Genomic DNA, 26,682 nt, shown 5'->3' with positions numbered 1-26,682 from the left:
GGGGGCTCCTGGGGTGGGGCTCCGTGAGCAGCGTCATATCCGTGACGGTCCGCTGTCGCCATGCTCACGTAATTCACGTCGGTTCTCTGGGCTTTGACGGCGCCGGAGGGTGCGGAACTCACGCAGGGTGACCGTCAATTCGGTCAGGGATCAAGAGAACGGGACACACAGGAAACCCTGGAGCTTGTCCCCGCCTCTTCAGGTCGCTTACGTTCGCCACCAATCCGGACGGACGCCCAATCCTGCCGCCGCCCGGAATCCGCACTCACCCGTATGTGGCAGGAGCGGGGGACCCACAGGTACGACGCCTGTTCCGGTCTCCGGAACGGCTAGGGGTTAAGTCGTGCGCAAGCACGGCCGGGCATCTCCAGCTCGCACCCGACAGCTCACCTCGCAGGCGCCGGAGAGGAATTCGCCATGCCCGCGAAGGGTAAGCACCGCCGTCCCAAGTCCGTGCGTTTCACCCGCTCCATCGCCGTCGCCGGAACCGGTGGCGCCGCACTCGCGCTGCCGCTGCTCGGCGCGACCGGAGCGCACGCCGCAGCCCCGCAGACCGCCCCCGCGTCCGTCGCGAGCGTCTCCAACTCCGTGACGAAGGCCGCCGAATCGGCGCCGGCCGCCGCCGAGAAGAAGACCGCGACCAGGACGTACTCCGTGCGGTCGGGCGACTACCTCTCGAAGATCGCCGAGACGCAGGACGTCAGCGGCGGCTGGAAGAAGCTCTACCAGGACAACCGGAAGGCGATCGGCGCCGACCCGTCGCTCATCCACCCGGGCCTGAAGCTCACGATCGGCGCCAAGGCCGCGGCCCCCGGCCCGGACACCGCGGCCGACCGGGCCGGTCAGTCGTCGGCGAAGAAGTCCTCCGCCGAGAAGCCCTCCGCCAAGAAGGCCGCCGGCACCACCGCGGTCACCCGGGCGGCCGACACCTCCGCTCCGGCCGAGACCGCGCAGACCGCCACGGCCGGCGGCTTCTCGCTGCCCGTCGGGACCTCCACGGTCGGCACCCCGTACAAGATGTCGGGCAGCATGTGGTCCAGCGGCTACCACACCGGTGTCGACTTCGTGGTCCCGACCGGCACCTCGCTCAAGGCCGTCGGCGCGGGCACCGTCGTCTCCGCCGGCTGGGGCGGCGCGTACGGCAACCAGGTCGTCATCCGGCTCGCCGACGGCCACTACGCCCAGTACGCCCACCTCTCGTCCCTTTCCGTCTCGGCCGGCCAGGCCGTGACCGGCGGGCAGCAGGTCGGCCTCTCCGGAGCGACGGGCAACGTCACCGGACCGCACCTGCACTTCGAGATCCGCACCACGCCGGACTACGGCTCGGACGTGGACCCGCTCGCCTACCTGCGCGGCAAGGGCGTCTCCGTCTGACCCGCGGCCCGACCACCGGCGCTCACATCGCCACCCGTTCCACGCCGAAGGCCGGACCCCACGACCCCCGGGGCCCGGCCTTCGGCGTGCCCCGGGGCGGGCGCCCGAGGCCGCGGGCGGGCGGTCGGCCGCCCGGGGCGACCTCCGGACGCGTCTCGCCATGCGGACGCGCGGCCCCGATGGCACTCCCGCGGGGCGGAGTTGCCGGTGCGCCCGCCCTCCGGTGCCTGAACTGGGCTTGCACCGGCGGGCGATGGCGGACGATGGCTTATTCCGGGTTGACCAATCCTTGACGAGTGGCCTATGTCACCGCCCGTCAACCCCTTCCTACGGTCGCGTAGCTCACACCCGAAGGTGAATCATGGGCCGATGTGGCAGACGATTCGAAGAATGACATCAGATCAGTGATCGGGTCGTACGTGGCGGTGGGGGATAGCTTCACCGAGGGCGTCGGCGACCCCGGCCCGGACGGGGCCTTCGTCGGCTGGGCCGACCGGTTCGCGGTGCTCCTCGCCGACCGGCGGCCCGAGGGCGGCTTCGACTACACCAACCTCGCCGTACGCGGAAAGCTGCTCGACCAGATCGTCGAGGACCAGGTCAGCCGGGCCAAGGACCTCGCGCCCGACATGGTCTCCTTCTGCGCGGGCGGCAACGACATCATCCGGCCGGGCACCGACCCCGACGAGGTGGCGGAGCGCTTCGAGCGCGCCGTGCTGGACCTCACGTCGTCGGTCGGCACCGTGCTCGTGACGACCGGGTTCGACACCCGTGACGTCCCCGTGCTCAAGCACCTGCGGGGCAAGATCGCCACGTACAACCTGCATGTACGGGCCATCGCGGACCGCTACGGCTGTCCCGTGCTCGACCTGTGGTCCCTCAAGACCATCCAGGACCGGCGGGCCTGGGACGGCGACCGGCTGCACCTCTCGCCCGAGGGGCACACCAGGGTCGCCCTGCGGGCGGGCCAGGTCCTCGGACTGGAGGTGCCCGCCGACCCGGACCAGCCCTGGCCGCCGCTGCCGCCGCGCGGCACCCTGGAGATGCGCAGGGACAACATCCAGTGGGCGCGCGAGTACCTGGTGCCGTGGATCGGGCGGCGCCTGCGCGGCGAGTCCTCCGGGGACCGGGTGGTCGCGAAGGGGAGCCTGTCGCCCTACGACATCAAGATGCGCATCGAGGCGGTCGCCTGACACCGGCCGCCGCGCGGTCCGACGCTCGCGTGCCGGGTCCGGAGCGACGGGGTTCCCGCAGCCCTGGGCTCCGGGCCCGGGCGGGCCCGGAGCCGTCCCGCCGACCGGGCGGGACTGGCTGGGACCGGGCGGGAGGTGGCTTTCGCCGCCGGGGGTTCCCGCACGCCCGAGCGGGCGCGCGAGAAGTGCCTCAGTCGCCCTGTGACGTCAACGCCTCGCGTGCCAGGCCGAGTTCACGGGCCAGAGCGTCGTCCACCCACTCCTGGGTCCGCGCCCGCGACACCGCGCCGGGGTACGCGGTCATCTGCACGGCGAGCCCGTCCAGCAGCGCCGTGAGGCGCAGCGCGGCGCCCGCGGGGTCCGCGCAACTGAACTCGCCCGCCGCCACGCCCTCCGCGACGACCTCGGCGATGGCGGCCTTCCACCGCCGGTCGAGGTCTCCGGTCACGTCCCGCAGCGCGGGCTCACGCAGCGCCACCGCCCAGCCCTCGATCCAGAGCCGCCATCCCTTGGCCTGGCCGGTCGGCGCGTACCACCGGACCGCCGCGCGCAGCCGGCGCAGCGCCGTCGTGCGGCGGCCGAGGAGCTTGCGCAGATGTGCGAGGTCGTCCTCGGCCGCGTAGGTGAAGGCCGCGGCGACCAGCTTCTCCTTCGTGGAGAAGTGGTAGAGCACCAGGGCGTTGCTCACCCCGAGCGTGGCCGCCACGTCGGAGATCCGCACCGCCGCCACACCGCGTTCCTGGATCTGCTGGATCGCGGCCCGGAGCAAATCCTCGCGCCGTTCCGCCACGCTCAACCGCACTCTCGCCACCGGACAACCCTATGGGGTCGGCGCGCACGGTGTCGGCCGAGGGACGCTTACCCGCCATCCGCCCGCGGTCACCGGTACTGGCCGAACCGCTCGGTGATCACCGGCAGCAGATCCGCGACGATCGCGTGCGCCGCCGCCCGCGGCGTCGTCCCGTCCGCGTCCGCGCGGGCCAGAGTCCGTCCGATCAGGTCGCGCATCGCGCGTCTCGTGTACGCGAACGCCTCCTCCGCGTCGGCCCCGATGTCCCCGAACAGGGTCCACCACCACCAGGCGTTGGTCCCCGAGTTGACCACCACGTCCGGCAGCACGGTGACCCCCCGCGCGGCGAGCAGCGCCTCCGCCTCGGGCAGAACCGGCATGTTGGCGGCCTCGACGATCCAACGTGCGGTGATCCGCGCCTGGTTGGCGGTGTCGATCGTGTACGAGACCGCCGCCGGGACCAGCACCTCGGCGTCCGCGGTCAGCCAGGCGTCGCCCGGCAGCTCCCGGTCCGCGGGCCGCAGCACCCCGCGGTCGACCGTCCCGTACGCGTCCCGCGCCGCGAGCAGGGCGTCGACGTCCAGGCCCTCCGGGTTGGCGATGGTGCCCTTCACGTCGGCGACGGCCACGACGCGCAGCCCGGCGCGGGCCAGGAAGCGGGCCGTGGCGCCGCCCATGGTGCCCAGTCCCTGGAGGGCGACCCGCGTCCCCGTGTGCGCCACGCCCGCCCGGTCCAGCGTCGCGAGCACCGACTCGGCCACTCCGCAGCCGCCGACCAGTTCGTCCAGGCCGATGCCGTCCACCTCGACCGCGAACGCCTCGGCCAGCCGCCGCCTGGCCTCGGCCTCGTCGTCGAGCAGCGGGTACACCGCCTGGATCGAGGAGACGAGCCCCGCCTCGGCCGCCGCCCGGTCGACGAGGTCCTGGGTGAGGCCGAGGTCCTCCCCGGTGGTCCAGGAGCTCTCGACATAGGGGCGTACGGCGCGCAGGAAGCGGACGAGCAGGCCGTACGCCTCCGGGGAGCGCGGATCGCAGTCGATGCCGCCCTTGGCGCCGCCGAGCGGGACGTACCTGCCCTCGGGGTTGTAGTGCAGGGCCTCCTTCATGGTCATGCCGCGGGCGAGGCCGGCCACCTCCTCCAGCGTGCAGCCCGCCCGCATCCGCAGCCCGCCGCTGCAGACGCCGCGCACCAGCCGGTCCACGACCAGGTGGCCCTGCCGACCGGTCACGTGGTCGGTCCAGGTGAGCGTCATCAGGGGGCCGCTGTCCGCGACGGTCATGGGGTCTCCTCGGGAACGAGAATCGGGGGCGGAACGTTGACCAGCCTGTAGCCGGTGTGCTCACCGCCCCGGCGCAGGTCCGGACGCGGACGGCATTACTGAATAGTCGGTCAGTATCGAAAGCGCTCGGCGAATCTGTCAACGCGGTCGGTCCCCGACCGGGTGTTCAGTGGGGGCGGGGACGCGCGGTGGCCCCTGCCGCACGCGGCGCGGACACCACTCCGTCACGCGCCCGACCCGGCGCTGTCGGAGGCGGCGACCATAATGGAAAGTCAGACCGACTCCACATGGAGGTGCCGTGACCGGTTCCCGTTCCCTGAGCTCCGGGCTCCGCGCGCTGCGGCCTGCCGCCTTCGGCGCGGATCCGAGTGGTGAGCGCATGGAGCGCATCCGCAGATCGCCGAACTTCGCGGACGGCGTCTTCCGGAACCCGGAAGGCGCCCCCCGGCCCGACGGGGCCATGCGCGAGTTCGCGCAGGCGTTCTTCCGCAAGGAGGAGCGCAGGCGGCGGGCCCCGTCCGGCACGGTCCCGGTGCACTCCACGACCCTCGCCGACCTCGCCGCGCCCCCGGCCGACGGCCTGCGGCTCACTTGGATGGGGCACTCCAGCGTGCTGGCCGAGATCGACGGCCACCGGGTGCTCTTCGACCCCGTCTGGGGCGAGCGCTGCTCGCCCTTCGCGTTCGCCGGGCCCAAGCGGCTGCACCCGGTGCCGCTGCCGCTCGCGGCGCTCGGCCCGGTCGACGTGGTCGTCATCTCGCACGACCACTACGACCACCTCGACCTCCCCACGATCAAGGCCCTGGCCGGCACGGACACCGTGTTCGCCGTGCCGCTCGGCGTCGGCGCGCATCTGGAGCGGTGGGGCGTCCCGACGGACCGGCTGCGCGAGCTGGACTGGCACGAGACGACGAAGGTCGGGGGCGTCTCCCTGACCGCGACGCCTGCCCGCCACTTCTGCGGCCGCGGCCTGCGCAACACCCAGCACACCCTGTGGGCCTCCTGGGTCGTGGCGGGCGACGAGCACCGGATCTACCACAGCGGCGACACCGGCTACTTCACCGGTTTCCAGGACATCGGCGCCGCGTACGGGCCCTTCGACGCCACCATGATCCAGATCGGCGCGTACAGCGAGTTCTGGCCCGACATCCACATGACCCCGGAGGAGGGCGTGCGCGCCCACCTGGACCTCCAGGGCGGCCGGCCCGCCGGAGTGATGCTCCCGATCCACTGGGCGACGTTCAACCTGGCGACGCACCCCTGGGCGGAGCCCGGCGAGGGCACGGTCGTCGCCGCCCGCGCCGCCGGTACCCGGATCGCGCTGCCCCGGCCGGGCGAGCCCTTCGAGCCGACGGCGGAGACCGTGCCGTCCGCGCCCTGGTGGCGCGGTGTGGCCGTCGCGCCGGAGGACGGCTGGCCCGCGGCCGACGGGCCCGTGCACGCCACTCCGCGTGACACCGCGGAAGGCACCGGAAGCCCGGAGACCGTCCCCACGGGCTGACCTCCGGGTGCGCGACGTCCGCGCGAGACCGTTCGGCGAGGGCCGAGGAGCCATGTGCTCCTCGGCCCTCGCCTTTTGCCGTTGACCGCTTCCGACCAGCTCTGATCGCTTCATCGGCCCTCGGGAACGCGCGTGCGAGGCGGTTATCGGGCTGTCGTACGAACGCTCATACCAGAGCGGGACGTCGACCGCCGGACTTTGTCAACTGCCCATCGCGCATGATGCGGTGGCGACTACTGTGAGTGGCCGCTGATCGACACAGGGCCGAAATTCCCGGCTCTCCCGACCGGCGCAGCGACGGCGCACGACCTGTTCGCAGACCGCGGGAGCCCCCACAGCCCCGACACCCCAGTACGAGGACGTCGATGTCTCACCTCCGCGCACCGGCCGCACGCGCAGACCGCCGCGAGGGCGGGCGGCACGGGCGACCGGCAGCCCGCACCACCCCCACGCTGCACGAGACGCACATACGGCCCCAGCTTCTGCGCCTGGCGGTCCTGCCGCCCATCGCGGTGGCCCTGAGCGCCTGCGCCGCCGTGCTCTTCACCGTCCGGACCAGCGCCGTACGACCCGCCGCCACGCTGTGGATCGTGCTGGGCGGCGCCACCGCCGTGGCCCTCGCGGGCATCGTGATCGCGGCCGTCGCGGCCAACCGGGCCGCTCGCGCCGTCCAGGACCGCATCTCCGTCCTGCGCCGGACCAGCGCACGCGGGCAGGCCGACCTGACCGCCGTCGTCGAGGCACTGCGGCGCGGCGAGGCGCCGCCCGCCGACCGTCCACGCGTGCGGCCCGCGGCCGACGCGGACGACTTCGACCTGCTCGCCGACGACCTGGCGCGCGCCCACGACGGGGCGGTCGGCGCGGTCGTCCAGGCGTCCCGGCTCTCCGGCCACGTGGGCAGCGAGCAGAAGGTCGAGGTCTTCGTCAACCTGGCTCGGCGGCTTCAGTCCCTCGTGCACCGGGAGATCTCGATCCTCGACGAGCTGGAGAACGAGATCGAGGACCCCGACCTGCTCAAGGGCCTCTTCCACGTGGACCACCTGGCCACCCGCATCCGCCGCCACGCCGAGAACCTCGCGGTGCTCGGCGGTGCCGTCTCGCGCCGCCAGTGGAGCAATCCGGTCTCCATGACCGAGGTGCTCAGGTCCGCCACCGCCGAGGTCGAGCAGTACTCGCGCGTCAAACTCGTACCGCCGATCGACGGGACCGTCCGCGGGCACGCCGTCGCCGACGTCATCCACCTGCTCGCCGAACTGGTCGAGAACGCCACGGTGTTCTCGGCGCCGCACACCCAGGTGCTGCTCCGCGCCAACGCGGTGACCTCGGGTCTCGCGATCGAGGTCGAGGACCGCGGGCTCGGCATGCCGCTGGCCGAGCAGCACCGGATGAACGCCCTGCTCGCCGACCCCGACCAGGTGAACGTCGCGAGTCTGCTGCAGGACGGGCGCATCGGGCTGTTCGTGGTCTCGCAGCTCGCGCGACGGCACGGGGTCACCGTGCGGTTGCAGACCAACATCTACGGCGGCGTACAGGCCGTGCTCGTGGTGCCGCAGGCACTGCTCGGAGCCCAGGACGGGCAGCGCGCCGGGATCGCCGGCGCGGCGGCCGGGGCGCGCGGTGGTGCCGCGCTGCCGCCGGGCGCGCTGCCGTCGGGAGCCGTGCCGCCGGGCGGGGTGTCGCCCGGGGCGGCGGTAGCTCTGCCTTCGCTTTCGCCATCGCCTGCGCCGGGGTCGGGGCGCGGACCGGGCGGCGGGGTCGGTGCGGGTGGCGGCCCTGCCACCAGGGCCGGTTCCGGTTCGTCCGGGCGTCCGCCGGCTGGGACCGATCGGTCCAGGGCACCCGATCGGTCCGCCGGGTCCGACCGGTCCGCCGGGCCCGATCAGTTCACGGGGTCCGGTCGGTCAGTGGAGTCCGGTCGGTCCGCAGGGGACGGTTCGGGCCGGGGCGCTGTGGCACAGGGGACCTCCGCCCGGGGGGCGTTGACCCGTGGTGCCGCGGAGCGTGGTGCCGGCGACCATGGTGTGCCGACCCATGGGGTGCCGACCCGTGATGGCTCGGTTTCGCATGGCTCGGCCGCACATGGGACGAGCCTCCACGGGATGCCCGCCGGGTACGACGGGCCGACGCACGGGACCCCGAAGCAGGGCACCCCGGCCCACGGAACCCCGGCCCACGGCACGCCACCGCATGGCACGCCCGCACATGGAGTCCCCGCACGTGGAGTCCAGGCACAGGGCGCGCCCCCGCACGGGGCGCCGATTCCGGCGCAGGGCGGCGCTACGGGCACCTCCCCGGTCGGCGTACGACGTGCGACGCCGCTGGACAGCACCGCGCAGGAGTCGCACGACCTGAGTGACGCGCGCGCCCGGCTGTCGGCCGCGAACGGCGCGGGCCCCGCCCCGCTGCCGGTGCGCGGCGCGGAGTCCCGGCACAATCCGGCGGAGGCCGTGCCCGGGATCAGGGCCGACGACCGGAGGCTCGTGGCGGAGAACACCGTCACTCCGCCCACCCCGCGCAACGGCGCCGTGCGCGGCACCATGGCCAGGCCCCACCTGCCCAAGCGGCGGGCGCAGGAGCACATCGTGCCCGAGCTGCGCGACGCACCGGCGCCCCGGCCGGACCCAGGACCGCCGGTCGGCCACGACCCCGGTCTGATGGCCGCCTTCCAGCGGGGGATCGGACTGGCCGAGGAGCAGGCGCGGGCACACGAGCAGGCGCAGGAGCAGGCCCGCGCGCAGCACTGGGACACGGGGTCCCTGGGCGTCCTGCCGTCGGACGCCACCCCGATCCGCCCGACCGCGCCTCCAGGTTCGACCGGTTCACCCATGGGCGAACCGCACACGGCGCAGGCATCACCCGAGGCGCAGGCGGCGCGCGAGTCGGCCCCCGCGTCCGGCCACGAACCGACCGACCGGCACGACGGGAGCACACCAGCCGGATGAACCACGCCACCCCCACCCCCACGAACGCTCCCGCAGATCCGCGTACTTCAAGGAGTCGATCCCCCATGGCGAGCGACGTGCCGACCGGGCATGCAACCGACCTCGACTGGCTGATGAGCGGCCTGGTGCAGCGAGTACCGCACACCAGGAGCGCGGTCCTGCTCTCCTGCGACGGCCTCGTGAAGTCGGTGCACGGCCTCGACCCCGACAGCGCCGACCACATGGCCGCCCTGGCCTCCGGGCTCTACTCCCTCGGACGCAGCGCGGGCCTGCGGTTCGGGGACGGCGGCGACGTACGGCAGGTCGTCGTCGAACTGGACTCGACGCTCCTGTTCGTCTCGACCGCGGGCTCCGGCACCTGTCTGGCCGTGCTCGCCGGACGCGAGGCCGACGCGGCCGTGCTCGGCTACGAGATGGCGATGCTGGTCAAGGGCGTCCGCCCGTACCTGATCACCGCGCCGAGGCAGCCCGCCGCAGAACCCTCTGCGATGAGGCCTTGAGGGTGGCCGCGGCCGGCGACGAGCCCTGGCTCGACGACGCGGCCGGGCGGCTGGTGCGTCCCTACCAGGTCAGCAACGGCCGGACCCGGCCGAGCACCGCGCTGGACCTGTTGTCCCAGGTCATGGCCACCGGAGTCACCCCCCTCGGCTATCTCGGGCCCGAGCACGCACAGGCCCTGGAACTGTGCCGGGACCCCGTGTCGGTCGCCGAGGTCGCCGCGCACCTGAGACTGCCGGCGGCCGTGACCAAGGTGCTCCTCTCCGATCTCGTCGACTGCGGGGCGCTCTCGACGAAGTCCCCGACCGTCCACGACAACCCCACTGACCGGTCTCTTCTGGAGGCAGTGCTCGATGGATTACGACGACAGCTCTGACCCGTTCCCCACCGCGTTGAAGATCCTGGTGGCGGGAGGATTCGGGGTGGGAAAGACGACCTTCGTCGGCGCGGTGAGCGAGATCGCGCCGCTCAGCACGGAGGAGCTGCTGACCACGGTCAGCGCCGCGACCGACAACCTCGACGGCATCGAGAACAAGGTCGAGACGACCGTCGCGATGGACTTCGGGCGCATCACCCTCGACCCGGAGCATGTCCTCTACCTGTTCGGCACCCCCGGGCAGGAGCGGTTCTGGTTCATGTGGGACGAGCTGTGCGAAGGAGCGCTGGGCGCGGTCGTCATCGCCGACACCCGTCGGCTGGAGGAGTGCTTCGCGGCGGTCGACTTCTTCGAACAACGCGGCCTCGGGTTCATCGTCGCCGTCAACGAGTTCGACGGCTCCTTCCGCTACGACCCCGAGGAGGTGCGGGCGGCCATCGACCTGGACCCGGCCATCCCGGTCGTGTGCTGCGACGCGCGCATCTCCAGTTCCGGCGTGCAGACCCTGCTCACCCTCGTCCGTCACCTGCTCGCCCACGCGCCCTCGCACGCCCCGAGCCACGGAGCCCACACATGACGTACGACCCGCCGCGTCCGGCCGGTCGGCTGCTGCTCACGCCGGAGGACAAGGAGGCGCCCGCGAGGACGCGGCGCCTGCGAGTGCTCGATCTGGGGGAGCGGGTGGAGCCCGCCCTCGACTCCTTCGCGGACCGGCTCGCCGAGCTGGCGGAAGCCCCGTACGCGATGGTCAACTTCGTGGGCGAGGAACGCCAGTTCTTCGCCGGGCTGCACGCTCCGGACAGTGAGCGCGAGGCCGGTCGGCTGACGGCTCCCGGCCCGGGGACCGACGGCCCCGCACCCGCGGCCAAGCCCCGGATCGGCCGCCGCATGGCACGCGAGTACGGCTTCTGCCCCCACGTGGTGGTGCGGCGCAAGGCGCTGGTCCTGGAGGACGTCCGCGACTATCCGAGGTTCGCGGGCAACCCGCTCGTCGACGAGTTCGGCATCCGCTCGTACCTGGGCGCCCCCCTCATCGACCGCACCGGCCTCGCGCTCGGCACGGTGTGCGTCACCGACGTCGAACCCCGGCCGTGGGGCAGACCCGGCCTGGACACCATCAAGGCGCTGGCCGCGGAGCTGGTCGGGCAGATCGGGCTGCGCGAGGGCGGCTTCTGACCCGGCCCCGCTCCCGCACTGCCACCGCCCGGCCCGGCCCGGCCCGGCAGCGATCCGCCGCTGATCCCGGCAGGCGCTCCCGGAGGGGCCGGGCGGGCGCCCCGGGGAGGTCCGGGCAGACGCCGGCGGGAGTCCCGCCGGGCCCCGCCGCCGGTCCCGCCGGTCCCGTCGGGCCCCCGGGCGCGGGTCCCCGCAGGTGCCCGGCGTGGGTCCCGGCACGTGCCCGGCGCGGCGTGGCGTGTCCGTCCGGGGCGGTCGTACGTGCAGGGTGTGAAGGAAAGCTGCGGCGGCGCTTAAGAAATCCTCGATGGACCAGGGGTGCCGCAGTGCGGCAGATTGCTGGGCGATACCACTCCTCTCCCCGGTGCGGGCCTCCTTCGGCATGTCCGGATCCGGGACCTCATCCTCAGGAGCCGTTGCGTGAAGGCGCTGGTCAAGGAGAAGGCTGAGCCGGGACTCCGGCTCATGGACGTCCCGGAGCCGGAGGTCGGCGCCAAGGACGTACTGATCAAGGTCCTCAGGACCGGGATCTGCGGCACCGACCTGCACATCCGCAACTGGGACGGCTGGGCGCAGCAGGCCATCAGGACCCCTCTGGTGATCGGCCACGAGTTCGTCGGTGAGGTCGTCTCGACGGGCAGCGACGTCGTGGACATCGCCGTCGGCGACCGGGTCAGCGGCGAGGGCCACCTCGTCTGCGGGAAGTGCCGCAACTGCCAGGCCGGACGGCGCCACCTGTGCCGCGCCACGGTCGGCCTGGGCGTCGGCCGCGACGGCGCGTTCGCCGAGTACGTCGCGCTGCCCGCCTCCAACGTGTGGGTGCACCGCGTGCCCGTCGACCTCGACGTCGCCGCGATCTTCGACCCGTTCGGCAACGCCGTGCACACCGCGCTGTCCTTCCCGCTGGTCGGCGAGGACGTGCTGATCACCGGCGCGGGCCCCATCGGCCTGATGGCCGCCGCCGTCGCGAAGCACGCGGGCGCCCGGCACGTGGTGGTCACCGACGTCAGCGAGGAGCGCCTCGAGCTGGCCCGCAAGGTCGGCGTGAGCCTCGCGCTGAACGTCGCCGAGTCGACCATCGCGGACGGGCAGCGCACGCTCGGGCTGCGCGAGGGGTTCGACGTCGGCCTGGAGATGTCCGGCAACCCCGTCGCGATGCGCGACATGCTGGCCAACATGACGCACGGCGGGAAGATCGCGATGCTCGGGCTGCCGGCCGAGGAGTTCGCCGTCGACTGGTCCCGGATCGTCACCTCCATGATCACGATCAAGGGGATCTACGGCCGCGAGATGTTCGAGACCTGGTACGCGATGTCGGTCCTGCTCGAAGGCGGCCTCGACCTCGCGCCCGTGATCACCGGCCGCTACGACTACCGCGACTACGAGGCGGCCTTCGCCGACGCGGCGAGCGGCCGCGGCGGCAAGGTCATCCTCGACTGGACGCACTGAGGAACTCCGGACTTTAAGGAACTGATGATGTTCGACTCCGTACGCGACGACCTCCGCACCACCCTCGACGAGATCCGCGCCGCGGGCCTGCACAAGCCCGAGCGGGTCATCGGCACCCCGCAGTCGGCGACCGTCAACGTCACGGCGGGCGGGCGGCCCGGCGAGGTCCTCAACTTCTGCGCCAACAACTACCTCGGGCTCGCCGACCACCCCGAGGTCGTCGCCGCCGCCCACGCGGCGCTCGACCGCTGGGGCTACGGCATGGCGTCCGTACGCTTCATCTGCGGTACGCAGGAGGTGCACAAGGAGCTGGAGCAGCGTCTGTCGACGTTCCTCGGCCAGGAGGACACGATCCTCTACTCGTCGTGCTTCGACGCCAACGGCGGAGTCTTCGAGACCCTCCTCGGCGAGGAGGACGCGGTCATCTCCGACGCCCTCAACCACGCCTCGATCATCGACGGCATCCGGCTGTCCAAGGCCCGGCGCTTCCGCTACGCCAACCGCGACCTGGCGGACCTGGAGCGGCAGTTGAAGGAGGCGCAGTCCGCCAGGCGCCGCCTGATCGTCACCGACGGCGTCTTCTCCATGGACGGCTACGTGGCCCCGCTGAGCGAGATCTGCGACCTCGCGGACCGCTACGACGCGATGGTCATGGTCGACGACTCGCACGCCGTCGGCTTCGTCGGCCCCGGCGGCCGAGGCACCCCCGAGCTGCACGGCGTCATGGACCGCGTCGACATCATCACGGGCACCCTCGGCAAGGCCCTCGGCGGCGCCTCCGGCGGTTACGTCGCCGCCCGCGCCGAGATCGTCGCCCTGCTGCGCCAGCGCTCGCGCCCGTACCTCTTCTCGAACACGCTGGCCCCGGTGATCGCCGCCGCCTCGCTCAAGGTGCTCGACCTGCTGGAGTCGGCGGGCGACCTGCGCGAGCGGCTCGCGGAGAACACGGCGCTGTTCCGTTCCAGGATGACGGAGGAGGGCTTCGACATCCTGCCCGGCGACCACGCCATCGCCCCCGTCATGATCGGCGACGCGTCCGTGGCCGGCCGCATGGCCGAGCTGCTCCTGGAGCGCGGCGTGTACGTGATCGGCTTCTCGTACCCGGTGGTCCCGCAGGGCAAGGCCCGCATCCGCGTACAGCTCTCCGCCGCGCACTCGACGCAGGACGTCAACCGCGCCGTGGACGCGTTCGTGTCGGCCCGCGCCGAGCTGGAGGGCTGAGCCGGGCGCCCCTCGGGGCACCCCGCCCGCGCTCCGGGCGGCACAGCCGGGGCGCGGGGCACGGCTCCGCGGCGGCCGGACGGGAGGAATGCGAACGTTTGAGAGAATCGGTCGCATGATCGAAGCTCGGCGGCTGCACATCCTCAGGGCGGTGGCGGACCACCGTACGGTGACGGCCGCCGCCGCCGCGCTCTACCTCACGCCCTCCGCTGTCTCCCAGCAGCTCACCGCACTGGAGCAGGAGACCGGGCACCGCCTCGTCGAGCGCGGTGCCAGGGGCGTACGGCTGACCCCGGCCGGCGAGATCCTCCTCGGCCACACCAACGCGGTCCTCGCCCAGCTCGAACGGGCCGAGGCGGAGCTGGCCGCGTACAGCGCGGGCTCGGCGGGCACGGTCACCGTGGCCTCCTTCGCGACCGGCATCGCGCTGGTCGTGGCGCCCGCCGTGGCCCGGCTCGCGAGCACGGCCCCGGGCATCGCGCTGCGCGTCCAGGACGCCGAGGGCGACGCCAGCCTGCCGATGGTGCTGGACCGGGTGGTCGACGTCGCCGTCGCCGTCGAGTACCGGGGCGCTCCGGACGCGGACGACCCCCGGCTGACGCACCTGCCGCTGTACGCCGAGCCGTTCGACGCGGTCGTCCCGGTGAGCCACCGCCTCGCCGACCGTACGGAGGTGCCGCTCGCCGAGCTGGCCAAGGACCCGTGGATCGGCCCGTACCCCGGGAACCCCTGCCACGACGTGGTGGTCCTGGCCTGCGAGCACGCGGGCTTCCAGCCCCGGCTGGAGCACTCCTCGGACGACTTCCGCGCGGTGGTGGCCCTCGCCTCCGCGGACGCGGGGGTCGCGCTGGTGCCGCGTTCGGCCCTGCGCGGCATGGACCTCGCGGGCGTGGTGGTGCGTCCCGTCGACGGCGCCGCGCCCACGCGCCGGGTCTTCGCGGCCGTACGCCGGGGCGCCGAGGGGCATCCCCTCATCCGGCCGGTGCTGGAGGCGCTCGGGGAGGTCGCCCCGGTCGGCTGACGCCGCCTCGGCGTGACTCGTGGTGCGTGGTGGTGCCCCTGGGTCGGCCAGCCGTCAAGGTGTGCCGAATATGGGATAGCATCCCGAATATGGGAAGCGATGGAGGCGGCACGGGCGCGGTGCCGGACCCGGTCGACGTGCGGCTGGGGGCGCGCCTCGCCGAGCTGCGGTCCGAACGGGGCTGGTCCCTGGGCGAGTTGGCGGATCGCAGTGGTGTGAGCCGCTCGACGCTGTCCAGGGCCGAGCGCGCCGAGACCAGTCCCACCGCCTCGCTCCTCAACCGGCTCTGCGCGGTGTACGGCCGCACGATGTCGCAGCTGCTCAGCGAGGTCGAGGAGGCTCCCGCCCCGCTGGTGCCCGCCGCCGAGCAGCCGGTCTGGGAGGACCGGGCCTCCGGCTTCGTACGCCGGTCGGTGTCCCCGCCGCATCCGGGCCTGCGCGGCGAACTCGTGGAGGGGCGGCTCCTGGCGGGTGCCGACATCGCGTACGACCGGCCGCCCGTCGCGGGGCTCGAACAGCACATCTGGGTACTCGACGGCCGGCTCGACATCACCGCGCAGGACGCCGAGCACCGCCTCGGCACGGGCGACTGCCTCCGACTGCGGGTGTGGGGCCCCACCAGGTTCCGGTGCCCGGGGCCGCAGGACGCGCGCTATGTGCTGGCGGTGGTGCTGCCGTGAGCGTCGCGCGACTGACATGCGATGAGTTCCTGGCGGGAGTCGGGGAGTTGGCCGACCTCCTGGTCGACACCGTCGACGCGGGCGCGTCGGTCGGCTTCCTCGCCCCGCTGCGCCGCGCCGAGGCCGCCGCCTGGTGGCGGGGGCGGAGCGCCGCCCTCTCCGCGGGCCTCCTCGCGGTGTGGGCCGTCCGTGACGAGCACGGGATCGTCGGCACCGTCGGCCTGGCCTTCGCGGAAAGCCCCAACAGCCGGCACCGTGCCGAGGTCGTGAAGCTGATGGTCCACCCCAGGGGACGCGGACGCGGAATCGGCCGTTCACTGCTCGACGCGGCCGAACGGGGGGCCGCCGAGGCGGGCGTCACCCTGCTCAGCCTCGACACGGAGACGGGCAGCCCCGCCGAATCGCTGTACCGGTCGGCGGGATGGGTCCGGGCGGGTGTCATCCCCGACTACGCGGCGGCACCCTCGGGCGAACTCCGCCCGACCACGCTCTACTACCGGCGCGTAGCGGTCACAGAGGTCCGGGAACACGCTCCCACCAGGTGATTGTCAGTGGCATTGGCTACGGTGCGTGCCATGCAGGAAGCCGAAGACGTACGCCGCATCTGCCTGTCGCTGCCGGACACGACGGAGAAGATCGCCTGGAGCATGCCGACCTTCCGGGTCGCGGGCAAGATGTTCGCGACGCTGCCCGAGGAGGAGACCTCGATCGCCGTGCGCTGCCCCAAGGAGGAGCGCGACGAACTGGTGCTCGCGGAGCCGGGCAAGTTCTGGATCGCCGACCACGAAGCGGGCTTCGCCTGGGTGCGCGTACGGCTCGACGCGCTGGACGACGCGGCCGAGCTGCGGGACATCCTCGCCGACTCCTGGCGGCAGGCCGCCCCGAACCAACTGCTCGAAGCGCACCCGGAGATCGGGCTCCCGGCATCCGGCTGAGGCCGTTGTCAGTGCCGGGTGACATGATCCGTCAGCGGGTGGGGAGCGTGGCGCGGAGGGGGCGCCACGGTCCCGCCCGGGCGGACGGGGTGCGGGAGCGTCGGGGGAGGGGTGTGGGGCGGGATGACGGGGGTGTCGTCACGTGTGCCTCCGGGCGGGGGCCCGGAGGAGAGCCGTACCGCCGGCCGGGTCACGCCGGGCCGGGGTGCCGTGGCCGCTGGGGGTACGGGGGACGCGGGAGCCGGGGCCCGGCGGATCTGGTCGCGCGACTTCGGGCTGTTCTTCACGGCCCGGGCCGTGGCCAAGCTGGGGGACACCATGCTCCCGGTGGCGCTGGCGGCCGGGCTGCTCCAGCACGGCCACGGGGTGGGCGCGGTCGGCCTCGCCATGGCCGCCTCGGCCGCCTGCTTCGCGGGCCTGGTGATCTTCGGAGGGGTCTTCGCGGACCGCTTCAGCACCCGCCTGCTGATGAGTGGGGCCGACCTCGTCCGGGTGGGTACCCAGTCCCTCGCCGCGGTGCTCTTCTTCACCGGCCATGTGGTGCTCTGGCAGATCTGCCTGATCGGCGCGGTCAACGGCGCCGCGGCAGCCGTGTTCCAGCCCGGCGTCGCCAGCACCGTGCCCCGGCTCGCCGCGGACGTCCAGGCGGCCAACGGCGCGATACGGGTCGCCGAGTCGACGGCCCAGCTCGCGGGCCCCGCGCTGGCCGGCCTGCTGGTGGCCTTCGTGTCGCCCGGCGGGGTCTTCGCGGCCCATGCCGCGACCTACGCCGTGAGCGGCCTCTGCCTGCTGCTCCTCCGGCTGCCGCCGGCCGATCCCCACGGCCCCGCCCGCACCCGCGGCTTCGGAGCGGACCTCGCCCAGGGCTGGCGGGAGTTCCGGTCCCGCACCTGGCTGTGGGCGGTGATCCTCATCTGGTGCGTCCTGATGATTTCGGTGTGGGGCCCGACAGTCCCGCTGGTCGCGACGGAGGTCGTACGGGAGCACGGCCCCCGGGCGTACGGCCTGGTCAACTCCGCCCTGGGCGCGGGCACGGTCGTGGGCGGTCTGATCGCCCTGCGGCTGAGACCCCGCCGAATGCTCCGTGCGGGTTCGCTCGCCCTGTTCTCGTTCGCCTGCTTCCCCGCCGTGGTGGGGGCGGGCCTCGACGTGCCGGCGATGGCGGGTGGCGCGGCGGTCGCGGGCGCCGGCATGTCCTTCTGGGGTGTCATGTGGGCGACCAGCGTGCAGACGCAGGTCCCGCCGGACGTCCTCAACCGCATCCACTCCTACGACGTCGCCGGTTCCCTCGCGATGATGCCGGTCGGCCAGGCCCTCGCGGGTCCGGCCGCGGCGGCGCTCGGCGCGGACCGCGTCCTGCTCGTGGCGGGTGTCATGGCCCTGGTCGTCGCGGCGGCGCTGCTCTCGGTGCCCGCGATACGCGACCTGGTCCGGGCCGATGCTCCCGGGGCACCGGTGGTGCGCGGTGCCGCGGCGGGCATACCGGGGCCGGCGGCCTGCTCCCGGAAGGGCTGACCCGGACGGGATCGGGCTCCGGCGCGCCACCGCCTCCGGTGCGGAGGGGGCCACCTGGCGCGCGAGGGCATTTCGGCCACTGCACGTCACCGCTGACGCGACTGAGAAGGGGGGCGGCCCGGATTGGCCCCGCCCCTCGTGGGGCGAGCGACCTTGTACGACTCGCGCGTGGCTCAGGCGCGATCGAAGGCTGTCCGGGGCGGGCCTCCGTGGGCGCGGTCTGCGGCGGCCGATGCCGGTGTCGCCCGCCGAGCCCTGTACGGCATGCGGTCTCGGTCGAACTGGAAGCCGACCCGTACCCCGAGGACAAAAGGAGTGCGCGACCACCGACCCGAGTGCGGTATTGTTTCGGTGCACGTTCGGCCAGGGGAAACCCCAGGTCACAACGGGCATCGGGACGTGGCGCAGCTTGGTAGCGCACTTGACTGGGGGTCAAGGGGTCGCAGGTTCAAATCCTGTCGTCCCGACTCGTGAGAGTCGCAGATCAGGGGCCGTTTCAGAGAAATCTGGAACGGCCCCTCGATCGTTTCGGGACGGGTCGGGGGCCAATGCCGTCGGGCTCCCGACCGTGGCGGCGGGCCACCGAGAACTCTTCCGCCGGACCGGGTCAAGGGCTGTTTCAACGCGCAGGAGTCCCCGCCGGAACACCGGCGGGGACTCCTGCGTCAAAAGCGGTCGTTCGGGGCTGCGGTCAGCCGCAGACCGCGTAGACCGTAATGGTGGTGGCGACGCCGGCTGTCGCGGTCACGACCCAGTGGTCACCTGACGGGTAGCTCTGCCCGAGGGCGGTGGCGAGGCCGACGGCAGACAGCCCTCCGGAGATGGGACTGGTGCCGGCCGGGCACGCCGGGGAGTCGTAGGACGCGTTGACACCCAGCAGGACGTTGTAGTTCTGCTGGACGATGGTCGTGTCGGCCGGTCCGGAGGGGCCCGTCGCGCCGGTCGCACCCGTGGCACCCGTGGCACCCGTGGCACCGGTGGCACCCGTGGCGCCGGTCGCACCGGTGGCTCCGTCGGCACCCGTGGCACCCGTGGCGCCGGTCGCACCGGTGGCTCCGTCGGCACCCGTCGGACCCGTGGCTCCATCAGCACCGGTGGCGCCTGTGGCGCCGGTGGCACCCGTGGCTCCGGTCGCACCGGTGGCTCCGTCGGCACCGGTCGCACCGGTGGCACCGTCGGCACCGGTCGGGCCGGTGGCACCGTCAGCGCCCGTGGCGCCCGTGGCGCCGGTCGCACCCGTGGCTCCGTCAGCGCCGGTCGCACCCGTGGCACCGTCGGCACCCGTCGGACCCGTGGCACCGTCAGCACCGGTGGGACCCGTGGCACCGTCGGCACCCGTCGGGCCCGTGGCTCCGTCGGCGCCAGTGGCACCAGTGGCACCCGTGGCACCCGTGGCGCCGTCCGCACCGTCGGCGCCCGTGGCTCCGGTGGCACCGTCCGCGCCATCCGCGCCCGTCGCTCCGGTGGCGCCGTCCGCACCGTCGGCGCCCGTGGCGCCCGTGGCTCCGTCGACGCCGGCGGGGCCGGTGTCACCCCTCGGTCCCGTGGGGCCAGTGGGGCCCGTCGGTCCGGGTTCGCCCCGGCCGCCCTGGTCGTGGTGGCCGCCCTGGTGACCCTGGCCGTGCTCGTGGTCACGGTCGGGGCCGTGGTCGTCGCAGTGGCTGCCCCTGCGCGGTTCCGCGTCGACGCTGCGGCATCCGTCGTCACCCCGGTCGGCGGCGGAGGCTATGCCGACGACAGGCTTCGTGGACTGCATGGCAAGGGCGGGGCCTGCCATGCCCGTCAGTACGAGAGCGAGGGATGCGAAGCTGCTGCCCGCGATCCACGTGCTGCGACGGGTGAGGGGGAGCGGGCCGAGTGAGGAACGGGTCCTGGAGTCAGGACTCATGCGCTTTCTCCTGATGTCGTGAAATCGAATGTCATGCCCCGGCAGGGGCGACATCCGCATCCTTACCGAGCGCGACGGTTCGTGCACTTTTTGTGATGTCGCTGCCCCGCCCCGGGCTGTACGTCTTTCAACTTCCACGCGCACGAAATGGCCGGCGGTATGCGGCGTGCACGGCCAACTCCGGTTCCCCTGGGAGGTTTTGCCCACTCCGTGCCGCCCGGTCGGCCTGTCTCCGGCCGCGTCGACGAGCCCGGCAGTTCCTCGAGTCGGCGTTCCTGAATTGATTACGGCGAATTCGTTCCGTGCAATTCACGCCTGCCTCGCCGTATCGAGGGCGCGTCGAAATCGGCGTCGCAGGGCAATGCCGTCAATTGCGAGAAATGGAGCGACCGGTTGCCCTGTCCAATGGTGCGGAGCGGGTCGGCCGAAATCGGGTGACGCTTCGCCGCAGGCGCGCGGCATCGTCGACCCTCCCGGGTCATCTCTTGGAGACGGACCTCACTGATGGCGCCGCCGGATTCTGCGGGCGGCCGACCCCGACGCGGGCAGTCGTCCGCTGCCCGTGGGCCCTGGTGCGAGGAGTCGCCACGCGGCACGTACCCGACTCCCGGCGGCGGGCACCGGCACAGAGGGGCGGACGGCGTCGACGGGAGGCCGGGCGAGGCTGTCGGGGCCACGCGCGTGCGGAGCGGATCACGCGGAAACCGGCGAAATCGTTGTCACTGGTCCACGTCTCCATGAATTGATCGACAACGCCCCGTCGGATTCATTGCGAAGGTGTCGTCCGCAATCAATGCGGAATCAGGAATTCGCTGTCGCGTCACACCGGGTGACCGGCAGTGAAGTCGAAGAGATCGAGAACGGCTCGGCAGCCCCGGGCCTCCGCCGACGGAGGGCCCGGCGGCGGCCGACGGTCCCCGCCGGGGTTGCGGCCCGCACTCGCGCGCTTGCCGGCCGTCTCCGCCGACGCGGCCGGCCCGCTCCTTCTTCAGACGGGAGACGGGTGGTCGCCCGGCCTCGCAGCCGCGTCACCAGAACTCTGATGGTGTGTCACGCCGGTTCGGTCGACGCCCGGACATGCGGCCCTCCCGCGGGCGCCGCGGCGAACGTCGGGGCCTGAACGGCCGTTTGCCGCCCGCCCGACGGGGGCCCTGCGCGTCCCGGCTGCCCGTCCGCGGCCCCGACCCGCGCCCCGTCCGCCGTCCCGCACGGCCCCGCACCGGTCTCAGGACAGGCGTCCCACGTGGGCGAGGGCCTGGCGCAGGAGTGCCCCGTGGCCGCCCGGCATCTCGTTGAGGACCATCGGCGACAGGGCTTCCTCGGGGCTGAACCAGACGAGGTCGAGCGCGTCCTGCCGCGGACGGCAGTCACCGGTCACCGGGACGATGTAGGCGAGGGACACCGCGTGCTGGCGCGGGTCGTGGAAGGGCGTGACCCCGTGCGTAGGGAAGTACTCGGCGACCGTGAACGGCTGGAGCGCGGTCGGGATCCGGGGCAGGGCCACCGGGCCGAGGTCCTTCTCCAGGTGACGCAACAGGGCGTCCCGGACGCGTTCGTGGTGGAGCACCCGGCCGGAGACGAGCGTACGGCTGACCGTCCCGTCCGGACCGATCCGCAGCAGCAGACCGATACTGGTCACCTCACCGCTGTCGTCGACGCGTACCGGTACGGCCTCGACGTAGAGGATCGGCATGCGGGCGCGCGCCTGCTCCAGCTCGTCGTTCGTCAGCCAGCCGGGCGTGGTTTCGGTCAAGTCAGACATTGGTTGATCATACTTTCGCCGTCGTCCGATGTGGGTGTTGCCGCACAGAGCTGAGGCCGGGATCACGAGCAGACGTGATCCCGGCCTCAGCCCCGTGCGGGCCGCTGCTCAGGAGGTGGGCGCGGTCACCTTCGTCGACTTGTCGCCGTCGACGGCCGCCGCGAGCTGCGGAACGAGCCGGTCGAGCATGTACGGCAGGCTCAGGACGGACACGAAGGAGACGGAGTTGCCGAAGTCGCCGGTCTCCGCGACGAAGACCTCGCGGGCGTCCTTCACGACCTTCAGGTCCGAGTACAGCGCGTTCTTGTGGAGCTTCGCGCTGTCCTTGGCCGTGTCGGAGACGATCCACACGATCGCGTCGGTGTCCAGCAGGTCGGTGCGCTCCTTGCTGATGTTCGCCCCGAACTCGTCACCGATGACCTTGTCCAGGTCCGCCGGCAGCTTGAAGCCCAGGTCGGTCAGCACGCGCGAGCGCGCGTCCTGACTGCCGAACACGAAGATCCCGTCGTACGGGGTCGCCATCACCGCGGACGAACCGGCGAACTCGGGGTTCTCCTCGGCCGCGCTCGCGAAGCCCTCCTCGACACCCTTCACCAGGTCCTTGGCCTTGCTCTCCTGGCCGAGCGCCTTGCCGATGACCTCGGTCTGCTGCTGCCACGGCACGCCGAAGTCGTTGAACTCCTTGGGCTGGGCCACCACCGGGGCGAACTTCGACAGCGTCGTGTACTGCTCCTTCGTCAGGCCGCCGTAGACCGCGAGGATCAGGTCGGGGTTGAGCGCGGCGATCTTCTCCGTCTGCGGTCCCGTGCCGGTGTCCTTGAGGACGGTCGGCGCCTTCTCGCCGCCGAGCTTGTCGGCCGCCCAGGGGCCGATGGCGCCCTTGTAGCCGCCGAGCCACTCGGTGGTGCCCACGGGCACCTTGCCCAGCGCGAGCACGGCGTCCTGGTCGGTCAGCCCGACCGTGACGATGCGCTTCGGCTCGGACTTGATCGTCGTGCTGCCGTACTTGTGCGCGAGGGTCACCGGGAAGGCGCTGCTCGTGGACGAGGCCTTGTCGGAGCCGGCCTTTTCGGGTTCGTCCTCGGATCCGCAGGCCGCGGCGGTACTGAAGAGGAGGAGCGCGGAAGCGAGCGCCGCGACGAGGCGTGCGCCTCTGGAAGAGCCGAGCATCAGACGTCCTTCAGGGTGGTGGTGTCAGGGCGGTGGTCGTGCGTGGGGGTCTGGTGGGCCGCGGTACGGGTGCCGGACCACGCCTGCCACAGGGAGGCGTAGGGCCCGGCCGCCGCGCACAGCTCTTCGTGCGTGCCGCTCTCCACGATCCGGCCGCCGTCCATGACGACGATCCGGTCCGCGGTGGCGGCCTGGGTGAGGCGGTGTGCGACGACGAGTGCCGTACGCCCGTCGACCGCCCGGTCGGCCGCCTGCTCCAGGAGCCGGGCGCCGGTGCTGCCCGCCTCGGCCGTCGCCTCGTCCAGCACGGCCACCGGCGGATCGGCCAGCACGAGCCGTGCCAGGGCGAGTTGCTGGACCTGCGCGGAGGTCAGCCGGTGTCCGCCCTCGCCGACGACGGTGTCCAGGGCCTCGGGCAGGGCCTCGACCCACTCCAGGGCGTCCACCGCCGTCAGTGCCGTGCGCAGGTCGTCGTCCGTGGCCGAGTCCCGGGCGAGGCGCAGGTCCTGCGCGAGCGGCCCGGCGAAGACGTGCGTCTCCTGGGTGACCAGCGCGACCGTCGGCCCGTGACCGTTGCCGTGGCCGCTCCGGCTGCCGTGGACCGGGCCCGTGTCCGTCGCGTCCGTCGTGTCGGTGGACGTGCCGTCCGGGACCCCGGTTCCGCCCGTCACGACGACGGATCCCGAGGTCGGGCGGTGCACCCCGGCGATGAGTTTGGCCAGGGTCGTCTTGCCGGCGCCGCTGGGCCCGACCAGGGCCACCCGTTCGCCGGCCCGCAGGGTCAGGTCCACGTCGACGAGGACGGGGCGGCCCGGCTCGTACGCGTGGTGGACACCGGTGACGCTGACGGTTCCGGCCGTGCCGGCGCGCGGCGGCCGGGGTGCGTTCGCGTCGCGCCCGACGGACGTCGACTGGCGCGGCACGCGGTTCGGAGCCCGTTCCGGCGACTGCTCCGATGCCCGCTCCGACGCCTGTTGCTGCGGCGATCCGTCGGCGGCCTCGGAGGCGCCGTCCGGGGCGAGGCCCGCAAGCCGCCCGCCGGGCCGGTCGCCGGGCCGATCGGAGTGCCGGTCCACCGGTCGGTCCTCGGGTCCGTCCACGGGCTGGTCGGCCACCCCGACGAGGCGGGCCAGCGCCGCGGTCGCCGACTGCGCGTCGTCGAGCAGTACGAGCGCGGAGTTGACGGGTGCGAAGAGGCTGTGGAAGTAGAGCGCCGCGGCGGTCGCCGTGCCGATGGACACGGACCCGCCGCGCACCAGCAGGAACCCGGTGACGAGGACGGCCGCGAGTCCCGCGTACTCGGCCACGTGCAACCGGTTGTAGAAGTCCAGCACGAGCCGGACGCCGCGCATCGTCAGCTCGACCGCCGCCGACGAACGCCGGGTGACCCGCTCGGTGTGCTCCCGCTCCAACCGGAAGGCCCGTACGGAACGGGCGCCCGCGATGGTGTCCAGGAGCTGCTGCTGCTGGGCACCCGTGGCGATCCGCTGCTGCGCGTAGAGCGGTACGGCGTGGCGTACGTACCACCGGGCCGTGGTCGCCTGGACGGGTACCGCGATGAGCGCCGCGAGGAAGAATCGCCAGTCCAGCGCGGCCATCGCGAGCATGGTCAGCGCGATGGCGAGCAGCGAGCGCGCCAGTTCGGGCAGGGCGTTGCGCACGGCCTCGCCCACCACCGAGACGTCCCGGGTCACCCGCGCGGTGAGGTCGCCCGCTCCGGCCTTCTCGACCTGTTCGAGCGGCAGCCGCAGCGCCTTCGACACGAACCGCTCGCGCAGTTGTGCGAGGACGGTCTCGCCGAGCCGGGAGACCAGGGACAGGCCCAGCGCGGTGGTGGCGCCCTGTACGAGCGCGACCGCGACCAGCAGGACGAAGGGCAGGGTGAGGTCGCCGGTCGGCCGCCGGTCGGCGACCAGGTCCACCATGCGGCCGAGCAGCGGCTGGACGAGCAGGCCCACGGCGGTGGCCGCGACCATCAGGGCGAAGCCGCCGGCGGCCAGGCCGCGGTGCGGGCGGGTCAGCGCGCGGACCGCCGCGCGCGTGCGGGCCGCGGTCGCGGTGGGCAGCAGCTCCCGCCCACGCGCTGAGTCCGCCCCGGTCGCCTCGGTCGCCTCGGTCGCCTCGGTCGTGCTGGGCGGCGGGCCGTCCTGCTGCTTCCCGGACGCCCGGTCGATCTGTTCGGTCATGCCAGCACCGCCGCACGGTAGGTCGCGTGACGGTCCATCAGGTCGGCGTGGGGTGCCGTGTCGGTGATGCGGCCGCCGTCGAGCAGCACCACGCGGTCGGTGACCGCCAGGAGGGCGGGGCTGGTGGTCACGACGACGGTGGTGCGGCCCTTGCGGATCTCGCGGAGGCCTGCGGCGATGCCCGCCTCGGTCACGGTGTCGACAGCGGTGGTCGGATCGTGCACCACGAGGACCGGCCGGTCCGCGGCCAACGCCCGCGCCAGTGCGACTCGTTGGCGCTGGCCGCCGGAGAGGGAGCGGCCGCGCTCGCTGACCGCCGTGTGCTCTCCGTCGCGCAGGGCCAGTGTCACCTGGGTCACCCCGGCCGCCGCCATGGCGGGCCCCGGGTCGGCCGAATCGGGCGCGGCGGCAGTGACGTTGTCGAGGACCGTGCCCTCGAAGAGGTCCGCGTCGTGGTCGGCGACCAGCATCGCCGTACGCAGCTCCGCCGGATCGAGGTCCCGCAGGGACACGTCGTCCAGGGTGACCGTGCCGGTGTCCGGGTCGGCCCCTCGCGCCAGGCACCGCAGCAGGTCCGTCGCGTGGGCGGGGTCGGTGGCGACCACGCCGAGCAGCTCGCCGGGCGCGATGTCGAGGTCCACCTCGCGCAGGCCGCCGTGGCTGACACCGGTGAGCCGTACGGCGCCGCGCACCGGCTGGGGCAGGCCGCGGTCCCCGGAGGTCACGGTGTGGCCCGTCGCGAGGACCTCCGCGATGCGGTTGGCGGAAGCCCGACCCTGGGCCAGTTCGGCGTTGGCCCAGGCGAGCACTTCCAGCGGGCCGAGCAGGAAGAGCGCGAGTCCGACCGCCGAGACCAACTGGCCCAGGCTGATGGCGCCTTCGGCGGCCAGTCGGCCGCCGACGAGTGCGACGACCGCGATCAGGCAGCCCGTCAGGGAGAGCACCATGCCGCTCTGGAAGGCCTGGGCGCGGGCGGCCCGCAGGGTGGCCCGCAGCGACTCGCGACTGGTGGTGCGGTAGCGGTCGATGGCCGTGCGCTCGCCGCCGATGCCCTTGAGGATGCGCAGTCCGGCCACCAGGTCCGCGGCGACGGCCGAGGCGTGCGCGGCCCGCTCCTGCTCGGCCTCGCTGCGGGTCTCCAGCGGCTTGCTCAGCAGGTGTCCGAGCCACAGGAGCACGGGGGTGCCGAGCAGGACGACCAGACCGAGTGTGAGCGAGCTGCGGAGCAGGACGACGGCGCAGGTGAGGATGCCGACCAGCGCCGATATCCCGTACATGAGCGCGGTGTTGACCGCGCCGACCCGCTTGGCGTCCTCCGTGGCGATGTTGGCCAGCGCGCCGGGCAGCCTGCCCTCCTCGGCCCCGCCGCACGGGTGCAGCACCCGCCGTACGAGGGTGACGCGCAGCTCGTGCTCGGCCATGGCCGCCGAGCGGTCGCCGGACCACGCGCCGAAGCGCCAGCTCAGCGCGAGTGCCACGTAGACCACGGCGAGGACGCCGAGCCACAGGAGCAGGGCGCCCGTGTCGGAGCGGGTGACGGCCCGGTCGATGACCACGCCGATGAGGACGGGGACAAGCGCCTCGCCCATCTGGTGGCCGGAACCGAGCAACGAGCCGAGGGCGACGTCGCGTCGCTGACCTCCGACCGATTTCCGAAGGACGTCCCGCCCTGTCGGATATGAAGGACTCACCCGCACCCCTCCGGGATCGGACAAAGAAAACTTAGGT

Annotated in this window: 22 protein-coding genes, 1 tRNA gene and 1 riboswitch; of the genes, 16 read left to right on the top strand and 7 right to left on the bottom strand. The window is 73.1% G+C overall.

The features are described from left to right. The first annotated feature begins 239 nt into the window (after positions 1 to 239). Positions 240 to 415, top strand: a riboswitch (cyclic di-AMP (ydaO/yuaA leader). A gap of 2 nt (positions 416 to 417) precedes the next feature. Both IE265_RS03830 and IE265_RS03825 read left to right on the top strand, forming a co-directional pair. Next, on the top strand, positions 418 to 1,374 hold the full coding sequence (locus IE265_RS03830; RefSeq protein WP_190033872.1) for a M23 family metallopeptidase: 957 nt from the start codon (positions 418 to 420) through the stop codon (positions 1,372 to 1,374). Between the two features lie 404 nt (positions 1,375 to 1,778). After that, positions 1,779 to 2,564: an SGNH/GDSL hydrolase family protein gene (locus IE265_RS03825; RefSeq protein ID WP_190034086.1), complete on the top strand. Its 786-nt coding sequence runs from the start codon at positions 1,779 to 1,781 to the stop codon at positions 2,562 to 2,564. Between the two features lie 190 nt (positions 2,565 to 2,754). On the opposite strand, the gene IE265_RS03820 is transcribed toward IE265_RS03825, so the two are convergent. Together IE265_RS03820 and IE265_RS03815 are read right to left on the bottom strand one after the other, a co-directional pair. Continuing rightward, positions 2,755 to 3,375, bottom strand: a complete 621-nt coding sequence (locus tag IE265_RS03820; protein ID WP_190033871.1) for a TetR/AcrR family transcriptional regulator — start codon at positions 3,373 to 3,375, stop codon at positions 2,755 to 2,757. A gap of 68 nt (positions 3,376 to 3,443) precedes the next feature. Next, on the bottom strand, positions 3,444 to 4,634 hold the full coding sequence (locus IE265_RS03815) for a Glu/Leu/Phe/Val dehydrogenase dimerization domain-containing protein (protein WP_190033870.1): 1,191 nt from the start codon (positions 4,632 to 4,634) through the stop codon (positions 3,444 to 3,446). A 298-nt stretch (positions 4,635 to 4,932) separates the two neighbouring features. Here IE265_RS03815 and IE265_RS03810 point away from each other — a divergent pair, with 298 nt between their 5' ends. The 14 genes from IE265_RS03810 (at position 4,933) to IE265_RS03745 (ending at position 18,415) form a co-directional block, all read left to right on the top strand. Further along, on the top strand, positions 4,933 to 6,135 hold the full coding sequence (locus tag IE265_RS03810; protein ID WP_190033869.1) for an MBL fold metallo-hydrolase: 1,203 nt from the start codon (positions 4,933 to 4,935) through the stop codon (positions 6,133 to 6,135). 365 nt (positions 6,136 to 6,500) lie between these two features. Then, positions 6,501 to 9,077 (top strand): sensor histidine kinase, encoded by a 2,577-nt coding sequence (locus tag IE265_RS03805; RefSeq protein ID WP_190033868.1) that lies wholly within the window; start codon positions 6,501 to 6,503, stop codon positions 9,075 to 9,077. Between the two features lie 65 nt (positions 9,078 to 9,142). Then, positions 9,143 to 9,577, top strand: coding sequence for a roadblock/LC7 domain-containing protein (locus IE265_RS03800; protein WP_190033867.1), 435 nt, complete (start codon positions 9,143 to 9,145; stop codon positions 9,575 to 9,577). 2 nt (positions 9,578 to 9,579) lie between these two features. Beyond that, positions 9,580 to 9,951 (top strand): DUF742 domain-containing protein, encoded by a 372-nt coding sequence (locus tag IE265_RS03795; protein WP_190034085.1) that lies wholly within the window; start codon positions 9,580 to 9,582, stop codon positions 9,949 to 9,951. Beyond that, on the top strand, positions 9,929 to 10,528 hold the full coding sequence (locus IE265_RS03790; RefSeq protein WP_190033866.1) for a GTP-binding protein: 600 nt from the start codon (positions 9,929 to 9,931) through the stop codon (positions 10,526 to 10,528). Before IE265_RS03795 ends, IE265_RS03790 begins: the two co-directional genes overlap by 23 nt. Beyond that, complete coding sequence (locus IE265_RS03785; protein ID WP_190033865.1) at positions 10,525 to 11,127, top strand: GAF domain-containing protein; 603 nt, start codon at positions 10,525 to 10,527, stop codon at positions 11,125 to 11,127. The genes IE265_RS03790 and IE265_RS03785 overlap by 4 nt, the downstream gene beginning before the upstream one ends. A gap of 420 nt (positions 11,128 to 11,547) precedes the next feature. Then, the gene (tdh, locus tag IE265_RS03780; RefSeq protein WP_190033864.1) at positions 11,548 to 12,576 is read left to right on the top strand and encodes an L-threonine 3-dehydrogenase; all 1,029 of its coding nucleotides are present in this window, start codon (positions 11,548 to 11,550) and stop codon (positions 12,574 to 12,576) included. Positions 12,577 to 12,603: 27 nt separating this feature from the next. Further along, a complete protein-coding gene (locus IE265_RS03775) occupies positions 12,604 to 13,797 on the top strand; it encodes a glycine C-acetyltransferase (protein ID WP_190034084.1) in 1,194 nt (397 codons plus the stop codon). A 115-nt stretch (positions 13,798 to 13,912) separates the two neighbouring features. Then, the gene (locus IE265_RS03770) at positions 13,913 to 14,818 is read left to right on the top strand and encodes a LysR family transcriptional regulator (RefSeq protein ID WP_190033863.1); all 906 of its coding nucleotides are present in this window, start codon (positions 13,913 to 13,915) and stop codon (positions 14,816 to 14,818) included. A gap of 89 nt (positions 14,819 to 14,907) precedes the next feature. Then, positions 14,908 to 15,498: a helix-turn-helix domain-containing protein gene (locus IE265_RS03765; protein WP_190033862.1), complete on the top strand. Its 591-nt coding sequence runs from the start codon at positions 14,908 to 14,910 to the stop codon at positions 15,496 to 15,498. Then, entirely contained in the window at positions 15,495 to 16,043 is a 549-nt protein-coding gene (locus IE265_RS03760) for a GNAT family N-acetyltransferase (RefSeq protein ID WP_190033861.1), read from the top strand. Before IE265_RS03765 ends, IE265_RS03760 begins: the two co-directional genes overlap by 4 nt. Before the next feature lie 30 nt (positions 16,044 to 16,073). Next, a complete protein-coding gene (locus IE265_RS03755; RefSeq protein ID WP_190033860.1) occupies positions 16,074 to 16,433 on the top strand; it encodes an MmcQ/YjbR family DNA-binding protein in 360 nt (119 codons plus the stop codon). Positions 16,434 to 16,643: 210 nt separating this feature from the next. Continuing rightward, positions 16,644 to 17,948: an MFS transporter gene (locus IE265_RS03750; protein WP_229916016.1), complete on the top strand. Its 1,305-nt coding sequence runs from the start codon at positions 16,644 to 16,646 to the stop codon at positions 17,946 to 17,948. A 393-nt stretch (positions 17,949 to 18,341) separates the two neighbouring features. Next, a tRNA-Pro gene (locus IE265_RS03745) sits at positions 18,342 to 18,415 on the top strand. Between the two features lie 224 nt (positions 18,416 to 18,639). On the opposite strand, the gene IE265_RS03740 is transcribed toward IE265_RS03745, so the two are convergent. The 5 genes from IE265_RS03740 to IE265_RS03720 form a co-directional block, all read right to left on the bottom strand. Next, a complete protein-coding gene (locus IE265_RS03740; protein WP_229916015.1) occupies positions 18,640 to 19,836 on the bottom strand; it encodes a hypothetical protein in 1,197 nt (398 codons plus the stop codon). A 1,225-nt stretch (positions 19,837 to 21,061) separates the two neighbouring features. Further along, positions 21,062 to 21,598 (bottom strand): NUDIX hydrolase family protein, encoded by a 537-nt coding sequence (locus tag IE265_RS03735; protein WP_190033857.1) that lies wholly within the window; start codon positions 21,596 to 21,598, stop codon positions 21,062 to 21,064. Between the two features lie 108 nt (positions 21,599 to 21,706). Beyond that, positions 21,707 to 22,768: an iron-siderophore ABC transporter substrate-binding protein gene (locus tag IE265_RS03730; protein ID WP_190033856.1), complete on the bottom strand. Its 1,062-nt coding sequence runs from the start codon at positions 22,766 to 22,768 to the stop codon at positions 21,707 to 21,709. Further along, positions 22,768 to 24,954: an ABC transporter ATP-binding protein gene (locus IE265_RS03725; protein ID WP_190033855.1), complete on the bottom strand. Its 2,187-nt coding sequence runs from the start codon at positions 24,952 to 24,954 to the stop codon at positions 22,768 to 22,770. Before IE265_RS03725 ends, IE265_RS03730 begins: the two co-directional genes overlap by 1 nt. Then, the gene (locus IE265_RS03720) at positions 24,951 to 26,543 is read right to left on the bottom strand and encodes an ABC transporter ATP-binding protein (RefSeq protein WP_229916014.1); all 1,593 of its coding nucleotides are present in this window, start codon (positions 26,541 to 26,543) and stop codon (positions 24,951 to 24,953) included. The genes IE265_RS03725 and IE265_RS03720 overlap by 4 nt, the downstream gene beginning before the upstream one ends. Positions 26,544 to 26,682: the final 139 nt, after the last annotated feature.

Source organism: Streptomyces fructofermentans (genome assembly GCF_014651055.1).
Classification (GTDB): domain Bacteria; phylum Actinomycetota; class Actinomycetes; order Streptomycetales; family Streptomycetaceae; genus Streptomyces; species Streptomyces fructofermentans.
The sequence above is the reverse complement of the archived record's forward strand: the minus strand, read 5'-3'. Positions and strand labels throughout refer to the sequence as shown.